The sequence below is a fragment of the Chryseobacterium sp. KACC 21268 genome (assembly GCA_028736075.1).
GTDB lineage: Bacteria > Bacteroidota > Bacteroidia > Flavobacteriales > Weeksellaceae > Epilithonimonas.
Genome location: CP117875.1, coordinates 2,808,930 through 2,832,657 on the forward strand (window position 1 = coordinate 2,808,930; position 23,728 = coordinate 2,832,657).

The 23,728-nt window shown below is 37.5% G+C and carries 15 protein-coding genes; 10 read left to right on the plus strand and 5 right to left on the minus strand.

The window, feature by feature from the left end; translation table 11 throughout:
- Positions 1–11: 11 nt before the first annotated feature.
- From PQ459_13110 to PQ459_13145, 8 genes are all read left to right on the plus strand, one after another.
- The gene (locus PQ459_13110; GenBank protein ID WDF45836.1) at positions 12–1,067 is read left to right on the plus strand and encodes a hypothetical protein; all 1,056 of its coding nucleotides are present in this window, start codon (positions 12–14) and stop codon (positions 1,065–1,067) included.
- Positions 1,068–1,301: 234 nt separating this feature from the next.
- A complete protein-coding gene (locus PQ459_13115; GenBank protein ID WDF45837.1) occupies positions 1,302–2,123 on the plus strand; it encodes an alpha/beta hydrolase in 822 nt (273 codons plus the stop codon).
- A gap of 126 nt (positions 2,124–2,249) precedes the next feature.
- Positions 2,250–3,263 (plus strand): pectate lyase, encoded by a 1,014-nt coding sequence (pelA, locus tag PQ459_13120; GenBank protein ID WDF45838.1) that lies wholly within the window; start codon positions 2,250–2,252, stop codon positions 3,261–3,263.
- Positions 3,264–3,363: 100 nt separating this feature from the next.
- Positions 3,364–3,960, plus strand: a complete 597-nt coding sequence (locus tag PQ459_13125) for a TetR/AcrR family transcriptional regulator (GenBank protein ID WDF45839.1) — start codon at positions 3,364–3,366, stop codon at positions 3,958–3,960.
- 298 nt (positions 3,961–4,258) lie between these two features.
- Positions 4,259–5,419 carry an efflux RND transporter periplasmic adaptor subunit gene (locus PQ459_13130; protein ID WDF45840.1) on the plus strand — a complete coding sequence of 387 codons (1,161 nt, stop codon included), beginning with the start codon at positions 4,259–4,261 and terminating at the stop codon, positions 5,417–5,419.
- A gap of 139 nt (positions 5,420–5,558) precedes the next feature.
- Positions 5,559–8,729, plus strand: coding sequence for an efflux RND transporter permease subunit (locus PQ459_13135; GenBank protein WDF45841.1), 3,171 nt, complete (start codon positions 5,559–5,561; stop codon positions 8,727–8,729).
- A gap of 13 nt (positions 8,730–8,742) precedes the next feature.
- Positions 8,743–10,164: an efflux transporter outer membrane subunit gene (locus PQ459_13140; protein WDF45842.1), complete on the plus strand. Its 1,422-nt coding sequence runs from the start codon at positions 8,743–8,745 to the stop codon at positions 10,162–10,164.
- Positions 10,165–10,375: 211 nt separating this feature from the next.
- A complete protein-coding gene (locus PQ459_13145; GenBank protein ID WDF45843.1) occupies positions 10,376–12,865 on the plus strand; it encodes a hypothetical protein in 2,490 nt (829 codons plus the stop codon).
- Between the two features lie 243 nt (positions 12,866–13,108).
- On the opposite strand, the gene PQ459_13150 is transcribed toward PQ459_13145, so the two are convergent.
- Together PQ459_13150 and PQ459_13155 are read right to left on the minus strand one after the other, a co-directional pair.
- On the minus strand, positions 13,109–13,786 hold the full coding sequence (locus tag PQ459_13150; GenBank protein ID WDF45844.1) for a response regulator transcription factor: 678 nt from the start codon (positions 13,784–13,786) through the stop codon (positions 13,109–13,111).
- Positions 13,776–15,077, minus strand: a complete 1,302-nt coding sequence (locus PQ459_13155; GenBank protein ID WDF45845.1) for a sensor histidine kinase — start codon at positions 15,075–15,077, stop codon at positions 13,776–13,778. Before PQ459_13155 ends, PQ459_13150 begins: the two co-directional genes overlap by 11 nt.
- 184 nt (positions 15,078–15,261) lie before the next feature.
- Here PQ459_13155 and PQ459_13160 point away from each other — a divergent pair, with 184 nt between their 5' ends.
- Entirely contained in the window at positions 15,262–17,613 is a 2,352-nt protein-coding gene (locus PQ459_13160) for an outer membrane beta-barrel family protein (protein WDF45846.1), read from the plus strand.
- A gap of 58 nt (positions 17,614–17,671) precedes the next feature.
- Here PQ459_13160 and PQ459_13165 read toward each other — a convergent pair whose 3' ends face one another.
- Positions 17,672–17,887, minus strand: coding sequence for a hypothetical protein (locus PQ459_13165; GenBank protein ID WDF45847.1), 216 nt, complete (start codon positions 17,885–17,887; stop codon positions 17,672–17,674).
- A gap of 133 nt (positions 17,888–18,020) precedes the next feature.
- On the minus strand, positions 18,021–19,163 hold the full coding sequence (locus tag PQ459_13170; protein WDF45848.1) for a 1-acyl-sn-glycerol-3-phosphate acyltransferase: 1,143 nt from the start codon (positions 19,161–19,163) through the stop codon (positions 18,021–18,023).
- Between the two features lie 174 nt (positions 19,164–19,337).
- On the opposite strand from PQ459_13170, the gene PQ459_13175 reads away from it, so the two are divergent.
- Entirely contained in the window at positions 19,338–21,338 is a 2,001-nt protein-coding gene (locus PQ459_13175; protein WDF45849.1) for an ATP-binding protein, read from the plus strand.
- Between the two features lie 19 nt (positions 21,339–21,357).
- Here the strand turns inward: PQ459_13175 and PQ459_13180 are convergent, their stop codons facing one another.
- Positions 21,358–23,727 carry a BamA/TamA family outer membrane protein gene (locus PQ459_13180; protein ID WDF45850.1) on the minus strand — a complete coding sequence of 790 codons (2,370 nt, stop codon included), beginning with the start codon at positions 23,725–23,727 and terminating at the stop codon, positions 21,358–21,360.
- Position 23,728: the final 1 nt, after the last annotated feature.

Consider the following 23,728-nt stretch of genomic DNA (forward strand, 5'->3'; position numbering starts at 1 on the left):
AAACAATAATTATGAAAAAATATTTGATGCTACTATTGTTCGCCAGTGCCTTTCTTTTCGCACAAAAACCGAACACCGACAAACGCTACAAAGAATTTGCTGGAAGATATGGCGGAAATGATGGAATCTGTCTTTTTGAAGATGGAAAATATATGTTGTACGGCTATGCAACAGCAATTTTCGGAACTTACACTTTTGAGAAAGATTACATTAACTTCTATCCAGACCAACAGGAATTATTTATGATTTTCGGAAGTCAGAATCCGACGATTGGAAATTCGGCACGACTGTACTTTTCAGGCTTTGAGCGCGATGAAAGTTTTGTGCAGTTGGACAGCGGAAAGACACAACCAGTCTTCAATGAGGATGCCAATTGTTTCGCTTCGCCATACGTTTATGAAATCAAAACTAAGCCTTCGCAAATCATTCTTTCAGGTTTGATTGATAACATTTGGCATCAAAGCAAATTTGACATTCCAAAAGGCTACAACGATCTCGTCATCGTCCACAACAAACCAAGCAGATATGAAGAAAATTTCACGGGAATGGTGAAATCTGAAGGCAAGTCTAGAATCCTAAATATCTCAATGTTCGACAGAGATTTCAAGAAAAATGAAGAGGACAAAAACGACAACAACTGGAAAGAAATCCTCGCAATGAAAAACGAATATTTCCAAGCTGAAAACAATATTAAAACCGGAGTCTTCTTCAACAAGCATTATCAAAATTTTCCAACACCTGAAAATTCAGCTTATACGTTTGACAAGAAAACCAATCAGTTCATTAGCAAAAACGCCAAAGACAACGAAGCCCATTTCCGAAACGATCAATACAATGACAATCGTTATTTGAGAAAATATTTGAAAGTGGAAGGTCAAACCAATGTTGACAAAACTTTTAATAAAAACAGTATTTCGAATAAGAGTTTATTCTTCACGACTTGTGGCGAAGGTTCGGAAAAGTCTTATAAATACAGTGGTTATGAAGAATACGAGAATAAATTTGAGCCTGAACAAAGACAACCAATAAAGACTTTAGCACCTGTGGCGCCAGCAAAGAAAGAGTGAGATATTGTAAAAGATTATAACACATTTGCCTCTTCGATAATCATCTATGTTCCATTATATCTTACGTCATTTTAACCCGTAAAATTTTATATCAAAAAATAGACTCAGAAAAATCTAATTACACGATAATATCTTAGATCAAGATGAATTAGATTTCGCTCGACTACATTTGCTTTAGGATTAAGACAACAAAATCTTACAAGAAATTAATCACAAAACTAAAAAAAGTAAATTATGAGCACACTAAAATTAAAAGACGGAACAGAGATTTTTTACAAAGACCAAGGTGAAGGACCAGTTTTGATGTTTCACCACGGATGGCCTTTATCATCAGATGATTGGGATGCACAGGTCATTTTCTTCCTGCAAAGAGGTTACAGAGTAGTGACGCACGACAGAAGAGGTCACGGCCGTTCCAGCCAGGACATTTACAATCACACGATTGAACAATATGCTTCTGACGCAGCTGAACTGGTAGAATTCCTTGACCTGAAAGACGTGGTTCACATTGGTCACTCTACAGGTGGTGGCGAAGTAATCCGTTATGTTGCAAAATATGCCAATGGAAGAGCGAAGAAAGCGGTGTTAATCAGCGCTGTTCCGCCAATTATGGTGGCAAGTGATAATAATCCGGATGGTGTTCCGATGTCGGTCTTTGACGGAATCAGAGACCAAACTTTGAATAACAGAAGTCAGTTTTATATTGATTTGACTGTCCCTTTCTACGGTTACAACAGAGAAGGTGCAGATGTGAAAGAAGGCGTACAAAGAAACTGGTGGAGACAAGGAATGATGGGCGGAATCGTTGCTCATTACGACGGAATCAAAGCGTTTTCTGAAACTGACCAGACCGAAGATTTGAAAGCGACCGAAATCCCTGTTTTGGTACTTCACGGTGAAGATGACCAGATTGTCCCTTACCAAAATGCAGCTTTGAAATCAATCAAATTGTTGAAAAAAGGAACTTTAAAAACCTATCCCGGTTTCCCTCACGGAATGCCAACTACGGAAGCTGCGACCATCAACAAAGATCTGCTGGAGTTTATTGAGGCTTAAGATAATTCATAATATAAAATTGAAGGATGAACCAACTGGTTTGTCCTTTTTTTGTTTTGCGACAAAAATAAATTATCATTTTGACATTAATAATGCTTAATTTGTACATTATAATTTGAAATTAAAATGAGAACAAGTCTGATCACATTCTTTTCTGTATTAATTGCCGGCAGTTATTTTGCCCAAACCAAAGATTCTTTAGCCGAAAAAATGCTGATTTATCAGTTACCAAATGGCGCTTGGGGAAAGCATCTGGTTGGCGGAACGAGTGTGAATTACGAAGTTGCGATTGATAAAAATTTATTGAAAAAGATAAAATCGACTGGCGATGATCACGCAACAATTGACAATAATGCGACGACGAAAGAAATAAATGCACTTGTAAAAGCTTATAAAACAACTAAAAACCCAGCCTATCTTTCTGCTGCTGAAAAAGGAATCAATTATCTTTTGACGATGCAATATGAGAATGGTGGTTTCCCGCAATATTATCCTAACAAACAGATTTACCGCAAGCAAATTACCTATAATGACAATGCAATGATCAATGCGTTGACTGTTTTATATAATATATCGGAAGGCAAAAATGATTTTGATTCTGTCAACTCTGAATTAAAATTAAAATCAAAAACCGCCCTCAAGAAAGGAATTGAATGCATTCTGACAAATCAGGTTTTGCAGAACGGCATTCCTACAATCTGGGCAGATCAATATGATGAGATTACTTTGCAGCCAGCAAAAGCCAGAGCATTCGAACCAGTTTCGTTAGCAACCGGAGAATCCGTCGGCATTGTCCGATTTCTGATGATGCAGCCAGTAACTCCTGAAATTGAAAAATCAATTAAAAGTGCTGTGAAATGGTTTAAAGAAAATAAGATAGAAGGTTACAGTTACAAAGTTGTAAAACAAGATAAAATAACGGTCCGTGTATTAACTGAAGAAAAAGGTTCTGTTGTCTGGGCAAGATTTTATGATCTTAATACAAATAAACCAATTTTCGGTGATCGCGATGGCAGTGTTAAATATAATTACAACGAAATTTCGGAAGAAAGAAGAAACGGATACAGCTGGTACATTGGGTTTGCTGATAAATTGATTATTAAAGATTTTCCTAATTGGCTGACTTCTAACAAACTTTAAGAATAGGCTTTTATTTTAATTAATGTTAAAAATAGAAATTTGTTTGGCAGTTAGTAACTTTTAATTGTAGTTTTGCTAACGCTGTTAGAAAAATAAAATAATGGGCTTACACGAACGTCGTCAAAGAGAAAAGGAATCTACACGCGCCAATATATTGGATGCGGCTTTTACTTTGGCTAAGACAGAAGGTTGGGCTTCACTTTCTATCCGTAAAATTGCCGATGCGATTGAGTACAGCGCACCTGTAGTTTATGATTATTTTGAAAACAAGGAAGCGATTTTGTATGAAATTTCTTTAAACGGTTTTCACCAATTACACATCGAATTACTGAAAGCTCAGAAAAAACATTCGGAACCCGAAGATCAAATTACAGCAATTGTAGATGCTTACTGGAAGTTTGCTTTCAAAAATAAAGAATATTACCAACTGATGTTTGGACTTGGAATGCAATGCAGCGGAAAAGGAATGATGAAGGAAGAATTTTCCTCATTTCAGGATATGCTGTATGAATGTACTTTGGAAATTATCAATAAAAAAGGATCAAATCCAGATAATGCCTGCCACTCTTCTCACGCTCTTTTTTCAGCCGTTCACGGTTTGATTTCTATTATGATGATGAGAAATGCAGATATTCCTTCTACAATGAATAAAACGACGCTGGACGAAACTGTTTCTGCTTTTATAAAATCATTGTAATTTTTTTTTGGCTTTCAAATTAACACCGTTAGGAAAATTAACATTAAATTAATCTTAGACTTTTTAGGTCTTGAATATTTTCAGAAGTCAATTTTGTCATAAAACATTAACACTGTTAGCTATACTAACATTTTTAAGTGAAATTTAAAATCAATATTAAAATAAATTATTATGGAAACTAAAATCTAAACACCACCGAATGTTATATTTTTTTGAACAAACTATTAACACCGTTAGGAAAAATAACTATAAAACTATTAAGAACATATCTAACTTAATCTAAAATTCAAACTTCAAAATGAAAACTATCACTAAAATAAAATTTATCGTACTTCTATCGAGTATCATACTTTTACAAAACTGCACGAAAGCGGCAGAAGGCGCAGGCGCACCACCTCCAGCTCCGGAATTGCCTGTCTATACTGTCATCACTTCAAATACATCAACATTTCAGGAATTCCCGACCGCATTAGAAGGAAAAAATAATGTGGAAATCAGATCTCAGGTTGATGGTTATCTGGACAAAATTTATGTAGAAGAAGGTGCTTTCGTAAGAGCGGGACAGCCTTTATTCAAAATAGATTCCAGATCTTACGGCGAACAAGTGAATATGGCAAGTGCCAATCTACAAGCTGCAAACGCCAACATTCAAAAAATGAAAGTGGAAGTTGACCGACTTACCACTTTGGTTGCTGAAAAAGTAGTTTCTGACGTTCAGCTGAAAACGGCAAAAGCCAATTACGCAGTCGCAGTTGCCACGGCCGCACAGGCAAAAGCTTCTTTGAGCGGTTCGAGAATTACAAACGGATTTACGACTATCACAGCGCCTGTCAGCGGTTATCTTGGAAGAATTCCTTACAAAAAAGGAAGCCTAATCTCAAGAACTGACGCTACTCCATTAGCTTTCGTATCGGACATTAGCGAAATATACGCTTATTTCTCCATCAGCGAAATCGATTTTATTGCTTTTCAAAAGAAATACGTCGGCGCAACGCTTGAAGAAAAAATGAGAAATATGCCTTTGGTAGATTTAGTCATTGCTGATAACACGACTTATTCCGAAAAAGGAAAAATGAAAATGATCGACGGACAATTCGATAAAAGTACAGGTGCCATAACGGTTCGTGCAACTTTCCCGAATCCAAACGGAACTTTGAGAAGCGGAAATACAGGAAAAGTAAGAATGCCACAACTATTATCAAATGCCGTTGTAATTCCGCAAGAATCAACTTTCGAAATTCAGGATAAAACATACGTTTATGTTCTTGGAAAAGATAAAACCGTGACCAGCAAACCAATCACGATTTCAGGCAAAACTGAAAATTACTATTTCATCTCCGAAGGACTAAAAAAAGGCGATCAGATCGTTTACACCGGATTAGGAAGCTTGAAAGACGGCGCGCCAATCAAACCAAAAATGATTTCTTCTGACAGCTTATTGACAGCAACGCCTCTGTAAATTGCTAATAGCTTTTGGCTTACTGCTAATGGCTATCAATTCAATACTTAAGATTTAATTATTACTAATTTTTACAAATTGGTTTTAAAGCTAATTGCCAAAAGCTATTTGCCGTAAGCCACTTAAAACTATACTTCTTATGTTCAAAAAATTCATAGAAAGACCGGTACTCTCAACGGTTATTTCGATCATCTTATTATTACTGGGATTGCTTTCGGTATTCCAATTGCCGATCACATTATTCCCAGACATTGCGCCACCAAGCGTTCAGGTAACGGCATCATATCCTGGAGCTAACGCCGAAGTTGTCGCCCGTTCCGTAGCCAATCCAATTGAGGAAGCGGTAAACGGTGTGGAGAATATGACTTATATGACTTCGAATTCCAGTAACGATGGATCGATGACTTTGAGTATCTTTTTCAAACAGGGTTCAGATCCGGATAATGCGGCCGTAAACGTTCAGAACAGAGTTTCCAAAGCGATGAGTCAGCTTCCGCAAGAGGTTGTTCAAGCGGGAATTTCAACTCAGAAAGTTCAGAACAGTTTCATTATGTTTATGGGAATCACGAGTGATGATCCTAAACAATACGACGAGCTTTTTCTTCAAAACTATATGAAGATCAATATCATTCCGCAGCTTCAGCGTATTCCCGGCGTTGCTCAGGCTCAGGTTTTCGGGTCTAAGGATTATTCGATGAGAATCTGGCTGAAACCAGATCGTTTGGCTGACAACAATCTCTCGCCTCAGGAAGTTTTGGCCGCGGTCAAAAACAGCAATCTTGAAGCTGCGCCTGGACGTTTCGGACAAGGAAGTACAGAAACTTACGAATACATTTTAAAGTATAAAGGGAAATTAAACAAAAACGAAGATTACGAAAATATCGTCGTAAAGTCCAATAGCGATGGTTCTTTCCTAAGGTTGAAAGATGTTGCCAGAGTAGAATTCGGATCATACAGCTATACCGCAGCAAACAGAGTTGATGGAAAGCCTGTTGCAGGTTTCGCAATCCTTCAAACTGCAGGATCTAACGCGAATGAAATCTTGACCGAAGTTGAAAGACAGGTTGAAGAATTCAAAACAACACTTCCAAAAGGGGTGAAACCGATCATTATGTACAACTCCAAAGACTTTTTGGATGCATCTATTCATCAGGTTGTTGAGACTTTGGTAATTGCATTTATCTTGGTTTTCATTGTGGTTTATATTTTCCTTCAGGATTTCAGATCGACTTTGATTCCCGCGATTGCGGTTCCGGTTGCGATTATCGGGACATTTTTCTTCCTGAATTTATTCGGATTCAGTATCAATATGTTGACGTTATTTGCCTTGGTTCTAGCGATTGGAATTGTCGTCGATGATGCGATTGTAGTTGTGGAGGCCGTCCATTCCAAGATGGAACATACGGGATTACCAGTTGATCAGGCCACCAGAGAATCGATGAGTGAGATATCGGGAGCGATTATTTCCATCACTTTGGTAATGTCAGCGGTGTTTATTCCGGTTGGATTTATGCAAGGACCGGCAGGTGTTTTCTACAGACAGTTTGCCTTCACTTTAGCCATTGCGATTTTGATTTCGGCTATTAATGCATTGACTTTAAGTCCAGCTTTGTGTGCACTTTTACTGAATGATCCTCAGGGAGAACACGCCGATCACCATCAAAAAACAGGTTTCGGATCCAGATTTTTCAACGCTTTTAATACCAGCTTTAATAATCTGACAAAAAAATATATTTACAGTCTTAAATTCTTAATCAAAAACAAATGGGTAAGTGTTGGCGGACTTGTATTGATCACGGCGATTACAATTTTATTGGTTAATAAAGCGCCATCAGGATTTATCCCGACAGAAGATCAAGGTTTCGTTTTGTATGCTGTGAACACGCCTCCGGGAAGCTCATTGGAAAGAACCAACAAAGCGACAAAACAAATTGATAAGATCATCGAGAAAGAAAATATAGCCAAATATCTTTGGGTTTCTGATGGATTAAATTTCATTAGTAATGCCAATGCATCGCCCTACTCTGCTGGTTTTATCAAGCTGAAAGATTATGAAGATCGTGGCGAGGTGAAAGATCCGGATCAAATCGCAGCAGGATTGACAGGAAAAGTAGCGCAGGTAAAAGATGCGAGTGCTTTCTTCTTCAACTTCCCTACTGTACAGGGTTTTGGTAACGTTTCCGGTTTCGAATTTATGCTTCAGGATAAAACCAACGGTTCTTTTGAACAATTGGGAACTACGACTCAAGCTTTTATCGGGGAACTGATGAAACGTCCGGAAATTGCTTTTGCATTCACCACTTATGCGGCAGGAAATCCACAATACACCATTCAGGTAGATGCGGATAAAGCCAATCAGTTAGGCGTTTCTGTCAACGATTTGATGCAAACGATGCAGATTTATTACGGAAGTAGTTTCGTCTCAGATTTCAACAGATTTGGAAAATATTACCGAGTAATGGCTCAAGCAGATATTCCTTACAGGACCGATGCAAACTCATTGGAAGGAATCTATGTAAAGAATAATCAAAGTGAAATGGTTCCGGTTAAAACTTTAGTGACTTTGAAAAGATCTTTCGGACCAGAAACAGTTACAAGAAACAACTTGTTTAATGCGGTGACAATCAATGGAACGCCGAAACCCGGTTATAGTACAGGAGACGCAATCAAAGCGGTGGAAGAAACGGCAAAAAAATCATTACCAAGAGGTTACGGCTATGAATGGACAGGAATCACACGTGAAGAGAGACAAACCGGCGGACAAACGGCTTTCATCTTTATGTTGAGTATTTTGTTTGTGTACTTCCTATTAGCAGCTCAATACGAAAGTTACATCTTGCCTTTCGCCATCATTTTGACGATTCCTACAGGGATTTTCGGAGTTTATGCTTTTACAGGTTTGGCTGGAATTGATAATAATATTTATGTTCAGGTTGGATTGATTATGCTAGTCGGATTACTTGCGAAAAATGCGATTCTGATTGTCGAGTTTGCTGTTCAAAGAAGAAAAGCTGGCAGGACTTTAATCGAATCAGCTTTACAGGCTTCGAGATTAAGATTAAGACCAATTTTAATGACATCATTTGCCTTCATCATTGGGATGTTGCCATTGGTTTGGTCGCAAGGTGCGGCGGCGAAAGGAAATCATTCGATTGGAATCAGTACTGTTGGTGGGATGTTTACGGGTGTTGTTTTCGGGATTTTCATCATTCCGGTGATGTATGTGATCTTCCAATATCTGCACGAGAAAATGCCAAGCAGAAAGAAACGTAAACTGAAAAAGGAAAAAGCGGCTTTAAATTATATTTAAAAAAAGAAAATCAATGAACATCATAACAAAAATAAAAGAGATTTTGGTCTCATCAGTAGTCGTAGCGAGTGCGGTTTCCTGTATGCCAAAATTAGCTTTAGATAAAGTAAGTCCAGAGTTGCCGGAAACATTCAAGTACACGGCAACCGCGGATACAGCAAGTGTTGCCGATCTGGAATGGAGACAATTTTTCAAAGATCCGATCCTGCAAAATTTGATCGAAAAAGGGATCAAGAATAACTATGATTTACAGATTGCTTTGAAACAAGTCGCTTCATCACAGGAACGATTGAATCAGGCAAAATATCTGCAATATCCGGACATCAGTTTTGGTGTTTCGGGACAGATTTCCAGACCTTCGAAAAACAGTATGAACGGACAAAGTCTGAATTTGTTTCTCGGTCAAAGTCACGTTGAGGATTACAACGCCGCTTTCAATTTAAGTTGGGAAGCTGACATTTGGGGAAAGATAAAAAATCAGCAGGAAGTTTCGAGAGTTCAGTTTCTGCAGACTTATGAGGCTTCAAAAGCAATCCAAACCCAAGTTGTTGCAGCTATTGCTCAAGGATACTACAATCTTTTGATGCTTGACAAACAAATGAAGGTGGCAAAATCCAATCTGGAACTCAGCAAAAACACTTTGGATGTGACTGAAAAAATCTGGAAAGGTGGCGAGACAACATCTTTGGGCGTTCAGCAGGCGAAAGCCAGAACAGAATCGACAGAACTTTTGATTACTCAACTCGAACAAAATATCGCCATTCAGGAAAATGCATTGAGTATTTTAGTGGGTGAAAATCCAGATAAAATAAGCAGAACGATTGAAATGTCCGATTCGTCTTTACCACAAAATATCTCGGCAGGAATTCCCGCTGCGATGGTGAGCCGTCGTCCTGACGTTCGCCAACAGGAATTGGTTTTGTTGGAATCAAATTCGATTGTGGGAATTGCTCAGGCAAGCATGTATCCCGCTTTGAGGATTACTGCAAATGGTGGCGTGAATTCATTTAAAATTGATAATTGGTTTCAGATTCCGGCTTCGTTGTTTGGATCTGTTTTAGGTGGAATTACGCAACCAATATTCCAGAAAAAACAATTGAAAACCGATTTGGCGGTTGCAAAAATTCAGAGAGAGAAAAATGTTTTGGCTTTCCGTCAATCTGTTCTGAATGCTGTTGGAGAAGTTTCCGACGCATTGGTTTCGAATGAAAGTTTAAAAGCTCAGGAAGCAAAAGCTTCGGAACAAGTGACAACGCTGAAAGACGGCATCAAAAGCGCCGAACTGCTTTACAAAGGCGGAATGGCTAATTATCTTGAAGTGATCACAGCTCAGGCCAACTCGCTTCAGGCAGAATTGAATCTGGCTTCCATCAAGAGACAAAGACTTAGCAGTATTGTTGATCTTTACAGAGCTCTTGGAGGCGGATGGAAATAAATAAAGTTTAAGTTATTTTTTGTTAAAAGTTACTTCGGTAACAAAGATGGTCGGAAAAGTTCCGGCCATTTTTGTTGTATTATTTTTATTGATATGCATTTAAAGTTATAAAATTCGACAGTAATTACTAAATAATCAATTTAGAAAAACAATATATTAAGTTATTGGAACATCTTTTGTGTAGCTTTGAAATGAGAAAGATTTACAATTGATGGAAAAAAATATACCGGAGAAAACACACACACGCAAAAAATGGTTTTTGGGAATAGGAATTGGTTTCCTGGTTCTGATTTTAGCATTTCCTTTTGCTTTAGATTTCTATCTTCAAAAAAAATTACCAGATCTGGTCAATGATAAAACAGCTTACAAAATTGAGTTGAAAGATTTTTCATTAAGTCTTCTGAAAGGTGATTTCACGGCAGACGAATTGAAAATTTCTACTAAAAATCCCAAAGATTCTTCCATCACTCAAATCAATGGAACTGTAAAGAAAATAGAGCTTCATGATATTTCTATCTGGAAAGCCATTTTCAACAAATCTTATCACGCGGATCAATTGTTATTGACTGATTCTAAAATCAATGTAAGACTTGCTCCTAAAAAGAAAGACCAAAAAAAACAGAAAAAAGCGACGGATATCCATATCAATAATATTTTGATTAATAATGTTTTTGCAGATATCAAAAATGCGGATGGGAAACCGGTTTTCGTTGGAGAAAATATCAATATCAAACTGACAGACATCAAACAAAGCGATAATAACTCTAAAATTCCAATTGCTTTCCAGGAATTTAAAATCGATGCAAAAAGCGTCAAAATTGGCGTAAATGAGTTTTATGAAGTTGACGCTGACGAAATTCTGGCTGCAAACAAAACACTTGAACTTAAGAAATTTCATCTAAAACCATTGCAGAATGCTGCCAATTATAATGCAAAAAATATCTTTGATTTCTATTCTGAAAACTTACTGGCAAAGGATTTCAATGTGAGCGAGGACTCCCTAATTGTTTCTGATATTATCTTCAAACATCCGGATCTTAAAGTGATTTCCACAGGAAAAAACATTGTTGAAAAGGAGAAAGATCCGAAAGAAATCGATATGAAAATCGGTTTGAAAAACATCAGTTTTGAGAAAGGTAAAATTGTGGTTTTGCAGGCAAATCTTGACAAAACAGCTTCGATAGATCAATTCAATTTCAAACTTACTAATATTGTTTTTGATAAAAATACAGTGAAGGAAAAAATCCCTTTCAGATTTACCAATCACGACATCGAAGCGGATAATATTTACTTTAAAGCCAACAAACTTCAAGCAGTCAGAATTAAAAAAATCGATTCTCACGATTCTAATATTCTGTTCGAAAAAGTTCAGGTTACAGCTTTGGCAAAATCTGCGAACAAAGATCTTTTCAACATCAATACGGACGAAATCAAGATCGTAAACAACCAGACAAAATACATCGGTCAAAAACTGAATATCCTGATGGATGGAATCGAAATTAAATCGCCTGACATCAAAATAATTTCATCCAATCACAAACAAAAACCAAAACAGAAAAAATCAAGTTCTACTCTACCTGATTTTGCTGCGAAACTTGGTTTCATCAATATTTCGAATGGAAAAATGTCTCAAACCAGTCAGGGAAAACAGAAATTGGCAGTTGGAAAATTCGATATCAACTTGCAGCAATTGTCTTCCAACACTGCAGATTTTAAAAATCATAAACCTGTGACGATTGGCAAAAGGTTAATCAGTGCTCAGAAAATTGACCTTGATGCCGGGAAATATTATACCCTTAAAATTGCTCAGCTTAAAAATTCCGGGAACAAAACGGACATCAAAGATTTCAAATATCTGCCAAAATATTCCAGAGCCGGCTTCAGCAAAGTAATTGCAAAAGAGACTGATCTTTATACGATTTCTGTAAAAAGTATTGGGATCACAGATCAGAATTCGGACTTCTTCAGAAATCCTTTGATTTATATTAATAAAGTCGAAATCGATGGCTTGAACTGCAATATTTATCACGATTTAGCTCCGGCAGACGATCACGATCCACGAATATTATTCAGTAAAAAATTGAGGAATGTGAAAATGCCTTTGTTCGTCAAAACTGTGGTGATCAAAAACTCAGCGTTGGTTTATGAGGAAAATGCAGAAAATAGCAATATTCCGGGGAAACTGAAATTTGATAATTTCGGAATTTTAATTAATGATGTCAACAACGGAAAAATCAAAGGAAGACCAACCGTGATAACAGCTGACGCTAATTTTGCTTTTTACGGCACTGCTCCTACAAACATCGTTTGGAAATTTGATGTAATGGATATGCAGGACAAATTTACCATCAAAGGCAATATCCAAAAGCTTTCAGCGGATAATGTAAATTTATTTGTGAGACCTTATCTCAATATCACGCTGGATGGAAAAATTGATTATCTGAAATTTGATTATTACGGAACGAATGCCGGAATTGCAGGAAAGTTCTATTTTAAATACAACGATATGTACGTTAATTTCCTTAATAAAAAAGGCAAGGAACGCAAAGTGCTGTCAACTGTCGCAAACTGGTTCGTAAAAGATGAATCGAAAGGTGAACCAACGCATGTAGTGATTGAGAAAAAACGCGATCCGGACAAGAGTTTCTTCAATATGCTGTGGCAGGGCATTATGGAAGGACTCAAAAAGTATGTGATCTAATAAGCAATCAAAAGTTAACAATTTCTTAACAATAAAATTTCTCTTAGGAACTATCTTTGATACTGTTGAGAAAATAAAAGTTATGAATTTTTTTGATCTTTACGTTAGATCTGTATATTTTGAAAATGGCAATATTGGAAAGCTGAAACTTTCTATAAAACATTTTGTCTTCGGAATAATCAATTTGCCACTATTAATTATCTGGGCAGTTTGGAAAGGTCTTTTTCAATAGAGATAAAAAAATCATATCGGAAACTCCACTTTGAAGCCGATTCCACGCACGGATTCGAACTTGATCCTGTCGTCTTTTTGAAGATATTTCCGAAGTCTTGTCATAAAAACATCCAGACTTCTGCCGAGGAAATAGTCATTTTCGCCCCAGAGATTTTCTAGGATTTCTTTTCGGTTGATAATCTTATGATTGCTTCTGGAAAGCATAAGCAAAAGTTCGGACTCCTTCTCTGTTAACTGAATGGTTTCGGATTCAAATTTCAATTGGAGCTGCGATGGAATGAAGGCATAATTTCCGATTTTTATAATATCTTTTGCAGAGTTCTGTTGTCTTTTCAGAATGTTTTTGATGCGCAGAATCAACTCTTCCGGTTCGCAAGGTTTTGTGATGTAATCGTCGGCGCCGAGTTTTAAACCCAAGATTTTATCAATACTTTGACCTTTCGCGGTTAGAAATAGGAAGGGAATATCAGAGGTTTTTCTGATTTCTTTTGAGAGTTCGAAACCGTCCATAAAAGGAAGCATCACGTCCAAAATCGCCAATTGATAATCTTGGATGATTTCTTTATTATTAATGATAAATTCGGGATTCGGAATCCAATTGACCTCGAAATCTGAGAATTCCAGATATTGTTTTAAAACCATTCCCAAGTCTGCATCGTCTTCTACCAAAAAGATTTTAGTTTTCATTTGGAATCTGGATTTTAAAAGTTACACCTTTGCCAAGATTGGATTTTACAGAGATTTTTCCTTTGTATTTATCAACAATGGATTTCACCAAAAATAAACCAACACCCAAACCATTGATGTTCAGATTTTCGGCTCTGGAAACGCGGTAATATTTATCAAAAATAAATTTCAAATCGTCTTTTGGAATTCCGATTCCGTCGTCGGAGATTTCGATTTCAAGATTGTCATTAATGATAATATCAAGATTTTTTGCGCCGTATTTTACAGAATTATCGATGAGATTATCCATCATTTGTGTGAAGTCGTTTTGACGAAAAACATTGTTCTTTAGTAAATCCAGATTAATCTTAAAGTTAATGTCTCTGTAAGTTTTTTTGATGTTCGCAAAGTAATTTTCCATTTCCATCTTATCCATCAAAACATCTTCAGAATCCGAATGGTGAATGGACTTTACAATATTTTCCAAACGTTTGATTTGACGTTCCAGCAAAGCTTTGGTTTCAGAATCTGAGGTTTGGACGATGGAAAATTTCAACGTTGTGATTGGCGTGTTCAGTTCGTGTGCGATGGAATCGATGGTGGTGTGAAGTTGCGAGATTTTCTTTTCTTGGCGATTCAGGTTTTTTAAACTGTTCCAGAATAAATAAACAATTAAAATCACAATCAATAAACTAATGATAATCAACGGAATCACTTTTTTGAAAATCAGAAACTCCATATTCAGCAATTGAAATGTCGCCTTCGATTTTACGAGATAGAAATGTTTTTCATCGAGATTCAAATCCGTGTTTTCTCTGGATTGATGGCTAGACCATTTGCCTTCGTACATCAAAATCGGTGCGGTCATTTTGTTCAACGTTTGAAAAAGAATGATAGAACGATTCTTGGGCAAAAGTTCTTCATTTTTCACTTCATCAAGAACGGAAAACACTTCGTTTTTGATGGCAATCTTAAAATCACTGTCGCCAATATTTTTCTTTAGAATCTGCTCGAGTTGCTTGCTGTGAAATGGTTCTGATGTGTAAATCCTTTCTGGGTGAATGATTTTTTCTTTCTGAATTGTGATTTCTGTTTTGAGCCTTTCGAAATCGCCAACCAACTTGTCATCCCGTTTGTCATTGTCATATTTTTCCATTTCATCAAGCACTTTATCGGCAATCAATCGGGCTTGTCGAGTCAGGTCTTTTTCCTCCAATCGGTAGGAATTGTGGATGTAATACGCCTGAAGCGCAACCAAAATAATCAGGCTGAAGGTGAACAAAATGATGGTGATGTTTCTCTTGCGATTCATAGTTTTTCATAGGAATGAATTCCTATGTTGGGATATGGTCGTCCCAATGGGACTTTGGTTGGTTAAAATTTCCAAGTTCAAAAATACAATCAAATTTCTTTCAAAAATAGCATTAACCGTCCGTTAACCCTTCATTAACAAAACTTTGATGTAAACTGTCTCAATTTTGGAGAAAATTAATGAAATGAAATATTACATCACAATTTTGCTGATATTCCCAATTTTGATTTGGAGTCAAAGCGTCAAAGGACATCTTGAAAATGAAAATCAGGAGCCTATTTCGGACGGCATTATTCAAATTAATGAAAATAAAATTTACAATTCTGATGCGCAAGGGAATTTTGTGATTGATGGAATCTCGTCGTTTCCAGTTTCTTTAATCATCAAAAAATCGGGTTTTCGGGATTATGAATTGACGCTCGAGGAAAGTGATTTGGCATTGAATATTATCCTTAAAAAAGATACTTTGAACAACATCGAAGCGGTGACCATCAAAGCAAATAAACCTTTATTGAAAAGGAAAATCGACCGATTGGAATTCAATATCGATAATACACCACTTCAAAATCTGAACGCTTGGGATATTTTGAAAAGCACGCCGAACGTCTTGGTGAAAAATGAAGAATTGAGCGTTCGTGGGAATTCGCAAATCATCGTGACCATTAATGATAAAAAAACTTTGATGACGCAGGAACAACTGAAACAACTTCTAGAGAACACCGATGGAAGCAACGTCTCGTCCGTGGAAGTCATCACCAATCCGCCTGCGAAGTATGAAGCTCAGGGAAGCGCCATCATTAATATTAAAATGAAAAAAAATGTGCTTTCTGGTTACAAAGGACGGATTTCGACGCGTTATCATCAATCGATTTATGCGAAAGGAATGATTGGAACGGCGCAATCTTACAATACGGGAAAATGGCAACTGAGCGGGAATTACAATTTTGTGACGGGCGATTACGTTCGGAAAAATTTCGATGTCGTGACTTTCAACAATGACAAAACACGCTGGGAAAGCGATATGACGCGGAAAACGCACGCACACGAGCAACATATTTACAATTTCGCCGGACAATACAGTTTGGATAGTTTGTCAACCGTTCAGTTTGGTTTTGATGGCTACAATGCGCCGAATAATAACGGTCATTACAAGGTTCCGACGAATATTTATAGTACGGAAAATGGTCAATTGCAGTCCAACTATTTGACATCGAATCAGAAAAATCAGTTTAATAATAGTTTTAATTCTTATTTGGTTTTTGATAAGAAATTTGTTGACCAGAATTTGACCTGGACCAATAATTTCAGTACTAAAAAATATAAGGAAAATCAGGACATTGAAACGCAACTGAATTTTGTGGACCAGCCGGAAGATTACAACCGATTTGGAAGTAAAAATATGCAGAATATTTCGCTTTACTCTTCGCAGTTGGATTATCGATTGACAAAGGAAAAATTCACGTTGGAAGGTGGAATTAAATATAGTTTTGTACATAATGAAAACGACTTGGATTTTTTTGATGGAACTCGGGAATCCATCATCTACAATCCGTTGAAAAGCAATTTGTTTGATTATAAAGAGAATATTTTTGCTGTTTATGTTTCCTCAGAATATAAATTGAAAAAGTGGGAACTGAAAGCTGGATTAAGGTCGGAAACAACCGCTATCAAAACAAAATCTGACAATCCAACTGTTGAAAACAACAGAACGCGAACTGGACTTTTCCCCACTTTTTACGCGATGTACACTTTGAACGATGACCAGCAATTGGGATTTTCGTACGGCAAAAGAATCGACCGACCGAATTACGATTTCCTGAATCCATCGAGGTCTTATTATAACTTGTATTATTATTTTCAAGGTGATGCGAATTTGAAATCGACGATTATTCACAATCTGAGTTTGACCTACACCGTGAAAAATTGGAACTTCGAAACGTATTTCTCATACATCAAAGACCCGTCGATGGAAATTTCAATCCAAAATCCTGAGACTTTTGAAACGGTTTACAATTTTACAAACATCGACCACGGGAAAAATATGGGCGCGAATGTTTCTAAAAGCTTCTCTATAAAGCCATATTGGAAGCTGAACGTTTTTGCGATGGGAGAATATCAGGAAAATTATTTTATGGGCGTGGACCAAATCCTGTACAAAAATGATGTGTTCTTCTACAATACGAATCTATCAACGCAAATCACTTTGGACAAGGCGAAAACCTGGGATTTGAACGTGGGTTATGTTTACAATTCGAAGACGATTCAAGGTTCTTTTGACATCAGTTCTTCGCAGAATACTTACGTTATCATCAATAAAAAAATGTTTGATAAGAAATTGGAAGCGGGATTGGTTTTCAATGATATTTTCAAAACGGACAAAAATACGATTTCTACCAATTATGCGAATCAGAATCAATATTTCAAGGATTATCGGGACACGCGATATTTCATCATCAATCTGAAATATAATTTTGGAAATCAAAAAGTTAAAGAGGCGAAGGCTGGAAACAAGACGGAAGAGCAGAAGCGACTTTAGAAATCGAAATCTTTATGAAAGCAAAAACACTATCAAAATCTGATAGTGTTTTTTATATTTAGTTAGCGTAGGCTGATTTGTTTTGGAAAACGTTCATCGACGCAATCCTGTTGTTTTTATTGTAAACAATCTCGACGGTGAAAGACGAAATCTCGTACAGAACAAACTTGAGTTCATCTTTGATGGTTTCGTTCATCAGTTGACCTTGGTTCAAAACGATGTCACACTGAGATTCATTCGGCAAATTTTTGAAATCGTAGTAAGAAATATTCATAGTGGTCAGTTTTAAATTGTTAGTTATTAAGTACATAATGGACTACACAATTTCTTTGCCAATTCTGTGGAAAACTACCCTACTTCAATATTATTTTTCAAAATATTAATAATATGATATCAAAAATATGAAATTAAGACGAAAGATCTTGCTGATACTTCATCTTGTTGATCACTGGATTTGCGTACATCGCTAGAAAACTCTCTTTCAGGGCAGAATCAAAACTGTCAATTCGCATCTCCAGTCTTCTGATGAACAGTTGTTTTTCTTCTTCTGTGTAACGGTGAGCAAATTGATCGGTCTTGTGAAGCAGATCGTACGCAATATACTTGGTTGGCCAAAGTTTATAATTCTGGATAATCGAGTCATCGATGATCTGTGCGATGGCCTGAAGTTGTTTGTTCTTGTTATCAAACTCGTTGGCGATGTTGTCCAGTTCTGTGTTCAACACTTTTCCGGCGTGGAGGTGGATCCGTTTTTTCTGTCCCAAAACGCCGCTGAGCATCGTTGTGAAATCTTCGTTATGATCTTTAACATATACTTCATTTCTAGATTTTGCCATCAGCTGCGGCATTTTCAAGGAATCTGTAGGATCGTATTCGTAAGAGATGGATAATGGAACAATTTTCAATGTTTTGAAAAAGTCAGTCAGAGATTGATCTTCTGCAGACATTGCCAGCATTTTCAAGACGCCTTGCTGCGTAAAATCATTGCCATCTTTGGCTCTTCCCTCACGCTGTGCCATCCAGACGGAGCGGTTTTCATTGATTAGAAGATTATAAATATATTCTGACAATGTTTTGGAACTGCTAAGTTGTTCGCGAATTGAAATCCCTCTTTGGACCAAAAAATTACGGTTCAGTTTTGCAAGGACGTGGAGAAAAGGTTTTTTGACCAGATTATCACCAATGGCCGATGACGTCATTACAAAACCTCCATTCAACAATGCCAAATTCAATAGTGAAGTATCAAGCACAATGTCTCGGTGATTGGAAATGAAAAGATAGGACTGATTTTTATCCAGTTGATCGAATCCTGAAGTCGTTAAACCCTCCGAACTTCTTTCCAGAATCTGAAGTACGGTCTGAGAAATAAACTGACTTTGAAAATCATTAATAGAATGAACATTCTTGAATTCATCAATCCAAAAATCCTCATCCTTATTAGGAAATGTGAAACTCATCAAAGCCTTCATCATAGGATGCTTTGCTACACTCTGCAGCGCAACATTTACTTCATCATCATAAAATGGTCTTATCTCATCAAACTTCGACATATTTCTATTTAAATTAACAATTTGCAAAACAACGAAAAATTATTGAACCTGCCTTAGGAATCATTGTGATTGAATTTTTTCGAATTGATTTCAAAACCCGAGCCAATTATGAAAGCTTTTATCATCAGTCATTGGCAGATATTAATTATATTTGTGTAACTTTTAAATTCTTTAATGAACTCTCCCGACCTCATCCAGCCCGAGCAGTTACTTAGTATACTTTTCAAATCTCCGAATGCGACAGCAATTTACACTGGCGACGAGATTACGATAATAAGTGCCAATGAAGCCATGCTGAACTTTTGGGGAAAAGACAGAAAAGTCGTAGGGAAAAATTTCACAGATGCACTTCCGGAACTCTCCGGTCAGCCATTTTTCGATATTCTGCAGAATGTTTGGCGCTCTGGCGAGACCTATCTGGCAAAGGATTATCCTGCTGTACTTGATGTGGACGGCGAACTTCAATATTATTATTTCGATTTTGAGTATAAAGCCATTACTGATGAAAATGGTAAAACGAAATATATTCTGCACACGGCCTTCGAAGTATCCGACAGGATGGCTGCCAGAAAACTGGTCATAGAAAAGGCAAAAGCCGAAGAAAAACTCACAAAAGATCTGGGGGAAATAAATGAAGAATATCAGATCACCAATGAGGAACTTTTAAACATCAATGCTAAGCTGGAAAATGTCAACAAAGAACTTATCCATTATAAAAATCAGCTTGAGGAGCTCAATCATAATTTAGTTGAAAGTGAAACCCGCTTCAAATCTTTGGTAAAACATTCTCCTGTGGCAATGGCATCTTTGAAAGGAAAAGATTTTGAAATCGATGTAGTCAATGATGCGATCTTGGAAATCTGGGGAAAGGACAGATCGGTGATTGGTTTGCCTCTCGCTACCGCATTACCTGAAATAAAAGAGCAAAATTTCCTTAATATTCTCACAGACGTCTATAACAGTGGGAAATCTTTTTATGGTAAAGAACACAGAACTGTGCTTTCTATTAATGATCAGTCGGTTGAACGCTATCTCAACTTTGTTTACAAACCCATAAGCGATGCGACGGGAAAAAGTTATGCTATTCTCATCGTAGCTATCGATGTTACAGATCAGGTCAACTCCAGAGAATCTGTGAATGAGATTAATACAAGATTGCAAATCGCAATGGATGCCAGCAGCCTGGGTTCTACCGAAGTGAATGTTGCAACTGGTATTATGCAGAGTACAGATCAGTTCAAGCGCAATTATGGTTTTTCTCCAGAAGAAGATTTTACCTATGCTGATCTTTTTGAAGCAATGCTTCCAGAACATCACGAGAGGGTTAAAGGATTGGTGCAAGAAGCTATGAGAACGAATGGTATTTATAAAACAGAATATCCCATCAAATGGCGAGACGGCTCTCTGCACTGGATTGAAGCGCACGGCCGGCCAAGATACAATAAAGAAGGTGTGGCAGACCGAATGGTAGGAATGACTGCAGACATTACCGAAAAGAAAATGTTTGAACAGCGCAAGGATGACTTCCTAAGCATCGCCAGTCACGAACTGAAAACACCTCTTACGATTTTAAAAGCATCAATCCAATTATTAGACAGGCTGAAGGACAAACCATTTTCTGCGACACACAGCAAACTCATAGATCAATCTTCTAAAAGTGTGGAAACAATGGTTGTTTTAATTGATGAACTTCTTAATATGAGAAGAATGAATGAAGATCAGCTTAAGCTTGAGAAAACAAAGTTTAATCTTTTCAATATGTTGTCCAACAGTTGCAATCACGTGAGAATGGAGGGCAAATATAATATCACTGTCCAGGGCGACAAAAGTATTGAAGTGTATGCAGACGAAAACAGAATTGACCAGGTGGTGATCAATTTTGTGAACAATGCCGTAAAATACGCCGCTCATTCCAATCAAATCCAGATCATCATCGAATCTTTGAATGATGAAGTAAAAGTTTCTGTGAAGGATTTCGGAGATGGAATTGATGCTGAAATTTTGCCTCATCTTTTCGACCGTTACTACAGGGCAGATCATTCGGGAAAAACATATTCCGGACTTGGATTAGGACTTTACATCTGTGCAGAAATTATCAAAAAACATGATGGAAATATAGGCGCAAAAAGTACAATCGGTGAAGGAAGTACTTTTTGGTTTACATTGCCTGAATAATTTTTTTTTAATTCTAATATTAAAAAGGATAGCCGATCGCAATATTCAATATCAAATTATCCTTTCTCCAAGCGCTATCTCCGAATTTCACTCTATCCAGCACCCAACGGTCACCTTTTTCGTAGTAAGGAACCTTCAAAGGCATTGCAAGATCCAATCTCAAAACCAAGATCGAGAAATCCAATCGCAAACCGACTCCAGCGCCGACTGCTACTTCACTCAAGAAATCTTTGGAGAATTTTCCGCCAGGTCTGGTATTGACGCCTTGTTCATTGATATCATCATTCACCAACCAGATATTTCCTGCATCTACGAAGGCCGCTACATTTAGGAATTTGTAGATATTGGCTCTGTATTCTGCATTCATTTCTAGTTTGATGTCACCTGACTGGTCAAAGTAGAAACTTGCATTCTGAACTCTCGGATCATAACTTCCCGGTCCTAACGTTCTGGCTCGGAAAGCTCGAATACTATTACTTCCGCCGACAAAGAACTGTCTGGAGTAAGGCACAAACTCTGAGTTTCCATATGGATAGGCAATTCCGGCAATGATTCGGGAAGCAAAATTTGTCTTCTCATTGAACTTATGATAGAACCTGAAATCGTGTTCCATCTTCGCATATTGACTGAATGGAACGCCGAAAATATTTTTCTGATCACCTTTTTTCGCATTCGCTCCGGTTACAAGTCCAGTGATATTTCCTGCCAGATCCAACATTCCACGGTAATAGATCGTGTTGGTCTTTGGCGAAGTTGTATTGGTATAAGTATAAGTGTAAGTTGGTCCAAAGATCAATTGTTTGTCCACTACCCTTTGTAAAGTTGGATTCGCAGGAATTCCATTTTCAGGGTCTCCGTTGATTTGTTGGCGGTATTTATCGGTTATCGTTTGAGGCGCGACCATCGTGATATCAATGACCTTCAGATCGTGTTCTTTTCTGACGTTCTCTTTCCAAACGTAACCAAATGACGCATTGAAGTTGTGAAGCGTGTACAATTCCGTACGGCTTTGATATTCATATCCAAGGTTGATGTTGGTCCTAGGAACGAATGCACTGGAAGAATTAAATCTAAAAGGCGCCACAATTCTCGGAATGGAAAGTTGGGTGTTCGCCCCAACTCGGATGATGTTGTTCGCATCTTTTGGTCCACCCAACTGAACATCGAAAGCACCATATACAGCCGCTTTGAACTGCTCAGCGCCTCGGAAGAAGTTTCTGTGCGTCCAGTTCAGGTTCACCTCGCCTCCACCATAATTGGCCGAGTTGGTTCGTCCCAAAGTTTCCAAACGCAACGACTGGATCTGTCTTGGTGTCAATAAGTAATAGGCATCGAATTTATGATTCAAAGAATCTGAAACGACAAATTCATTTTTCACAAATTTGAAAACGCCTAAACTGATCAATCTGCTCAAAGTCAAGTTGTGGTCTTTACGATTGTAGACATCGCCTTTTTTAAAGTACAAAGCGCGGTCAAAGATCCTTGGTTTGAATTTATGATCCGGGTCGATCACGTAGATATCTTCGTAAGCATATTTGGAAAGGGAATCTGCGTTCATCGGAACAGTGTATTTGCCGTCTTTCACATCACGAATGTTGTAATTGGGGAAAACCACCACTTTATCAATGGAAAATTGCTGCGTTGCAAGGTCTGGCGTTTGTTCTTTCAGTTTGACATTCAGTTCCACCTTGTGATTTTTTGCCACGGTGCTGTCTGCCTGGACGATGATATTATCTGGATGAAAATAGTAGAAACCTTTCTCCTTTAGTCCATTGTCGATCCTTTCCCGTTCGGCTTTGATGACGCCGAGATCAAATGGATTTCCGACTTTCAAAAGAGATTTGTCTTTCAAATTTTGAATTTCCTGATTGACCAAAGTCGAATCTTCCTGGAATTTGACCTGACTGATCAAATACTGATTTCCAGGTCTTACCGTGTAAATGACCTGTGCTTTTTTATTCTTCGAAACCGTGTCGTACTTCGCTTGCGCATTGAAATAGCCTTTGTTCTCAGAATAATTGACCAAGATATCTTTGTTGAATTCCTTATCGACATCGCCCAACAAGACAGGTTTTTCACCAAATTTATACTTCAACCAATAGTTGAATCCTTTCTCCTTCTTAGGTTCTTTGGCAATATTGTACGCATATAATTTTGGTCTCAGACCAAGAAAACTTGAGTTGGGTTTTGGCGTCAGATTTTCTTCGAGTTCAGCCTTTAAAGCTTTCCTTTGCTTCTTCGGAATGCTGTCGTTTTCGATCTTAACTTCGGCGCCTGTGTAAAGCATTTGTCCATCTTTCAGAAATTTGGTATTGCTGCAAGATGAGATGATCGCGATGGACGACAAGGCAATGACTGGCTTAAAATGGATTGGAAATCGGCTCTTCATT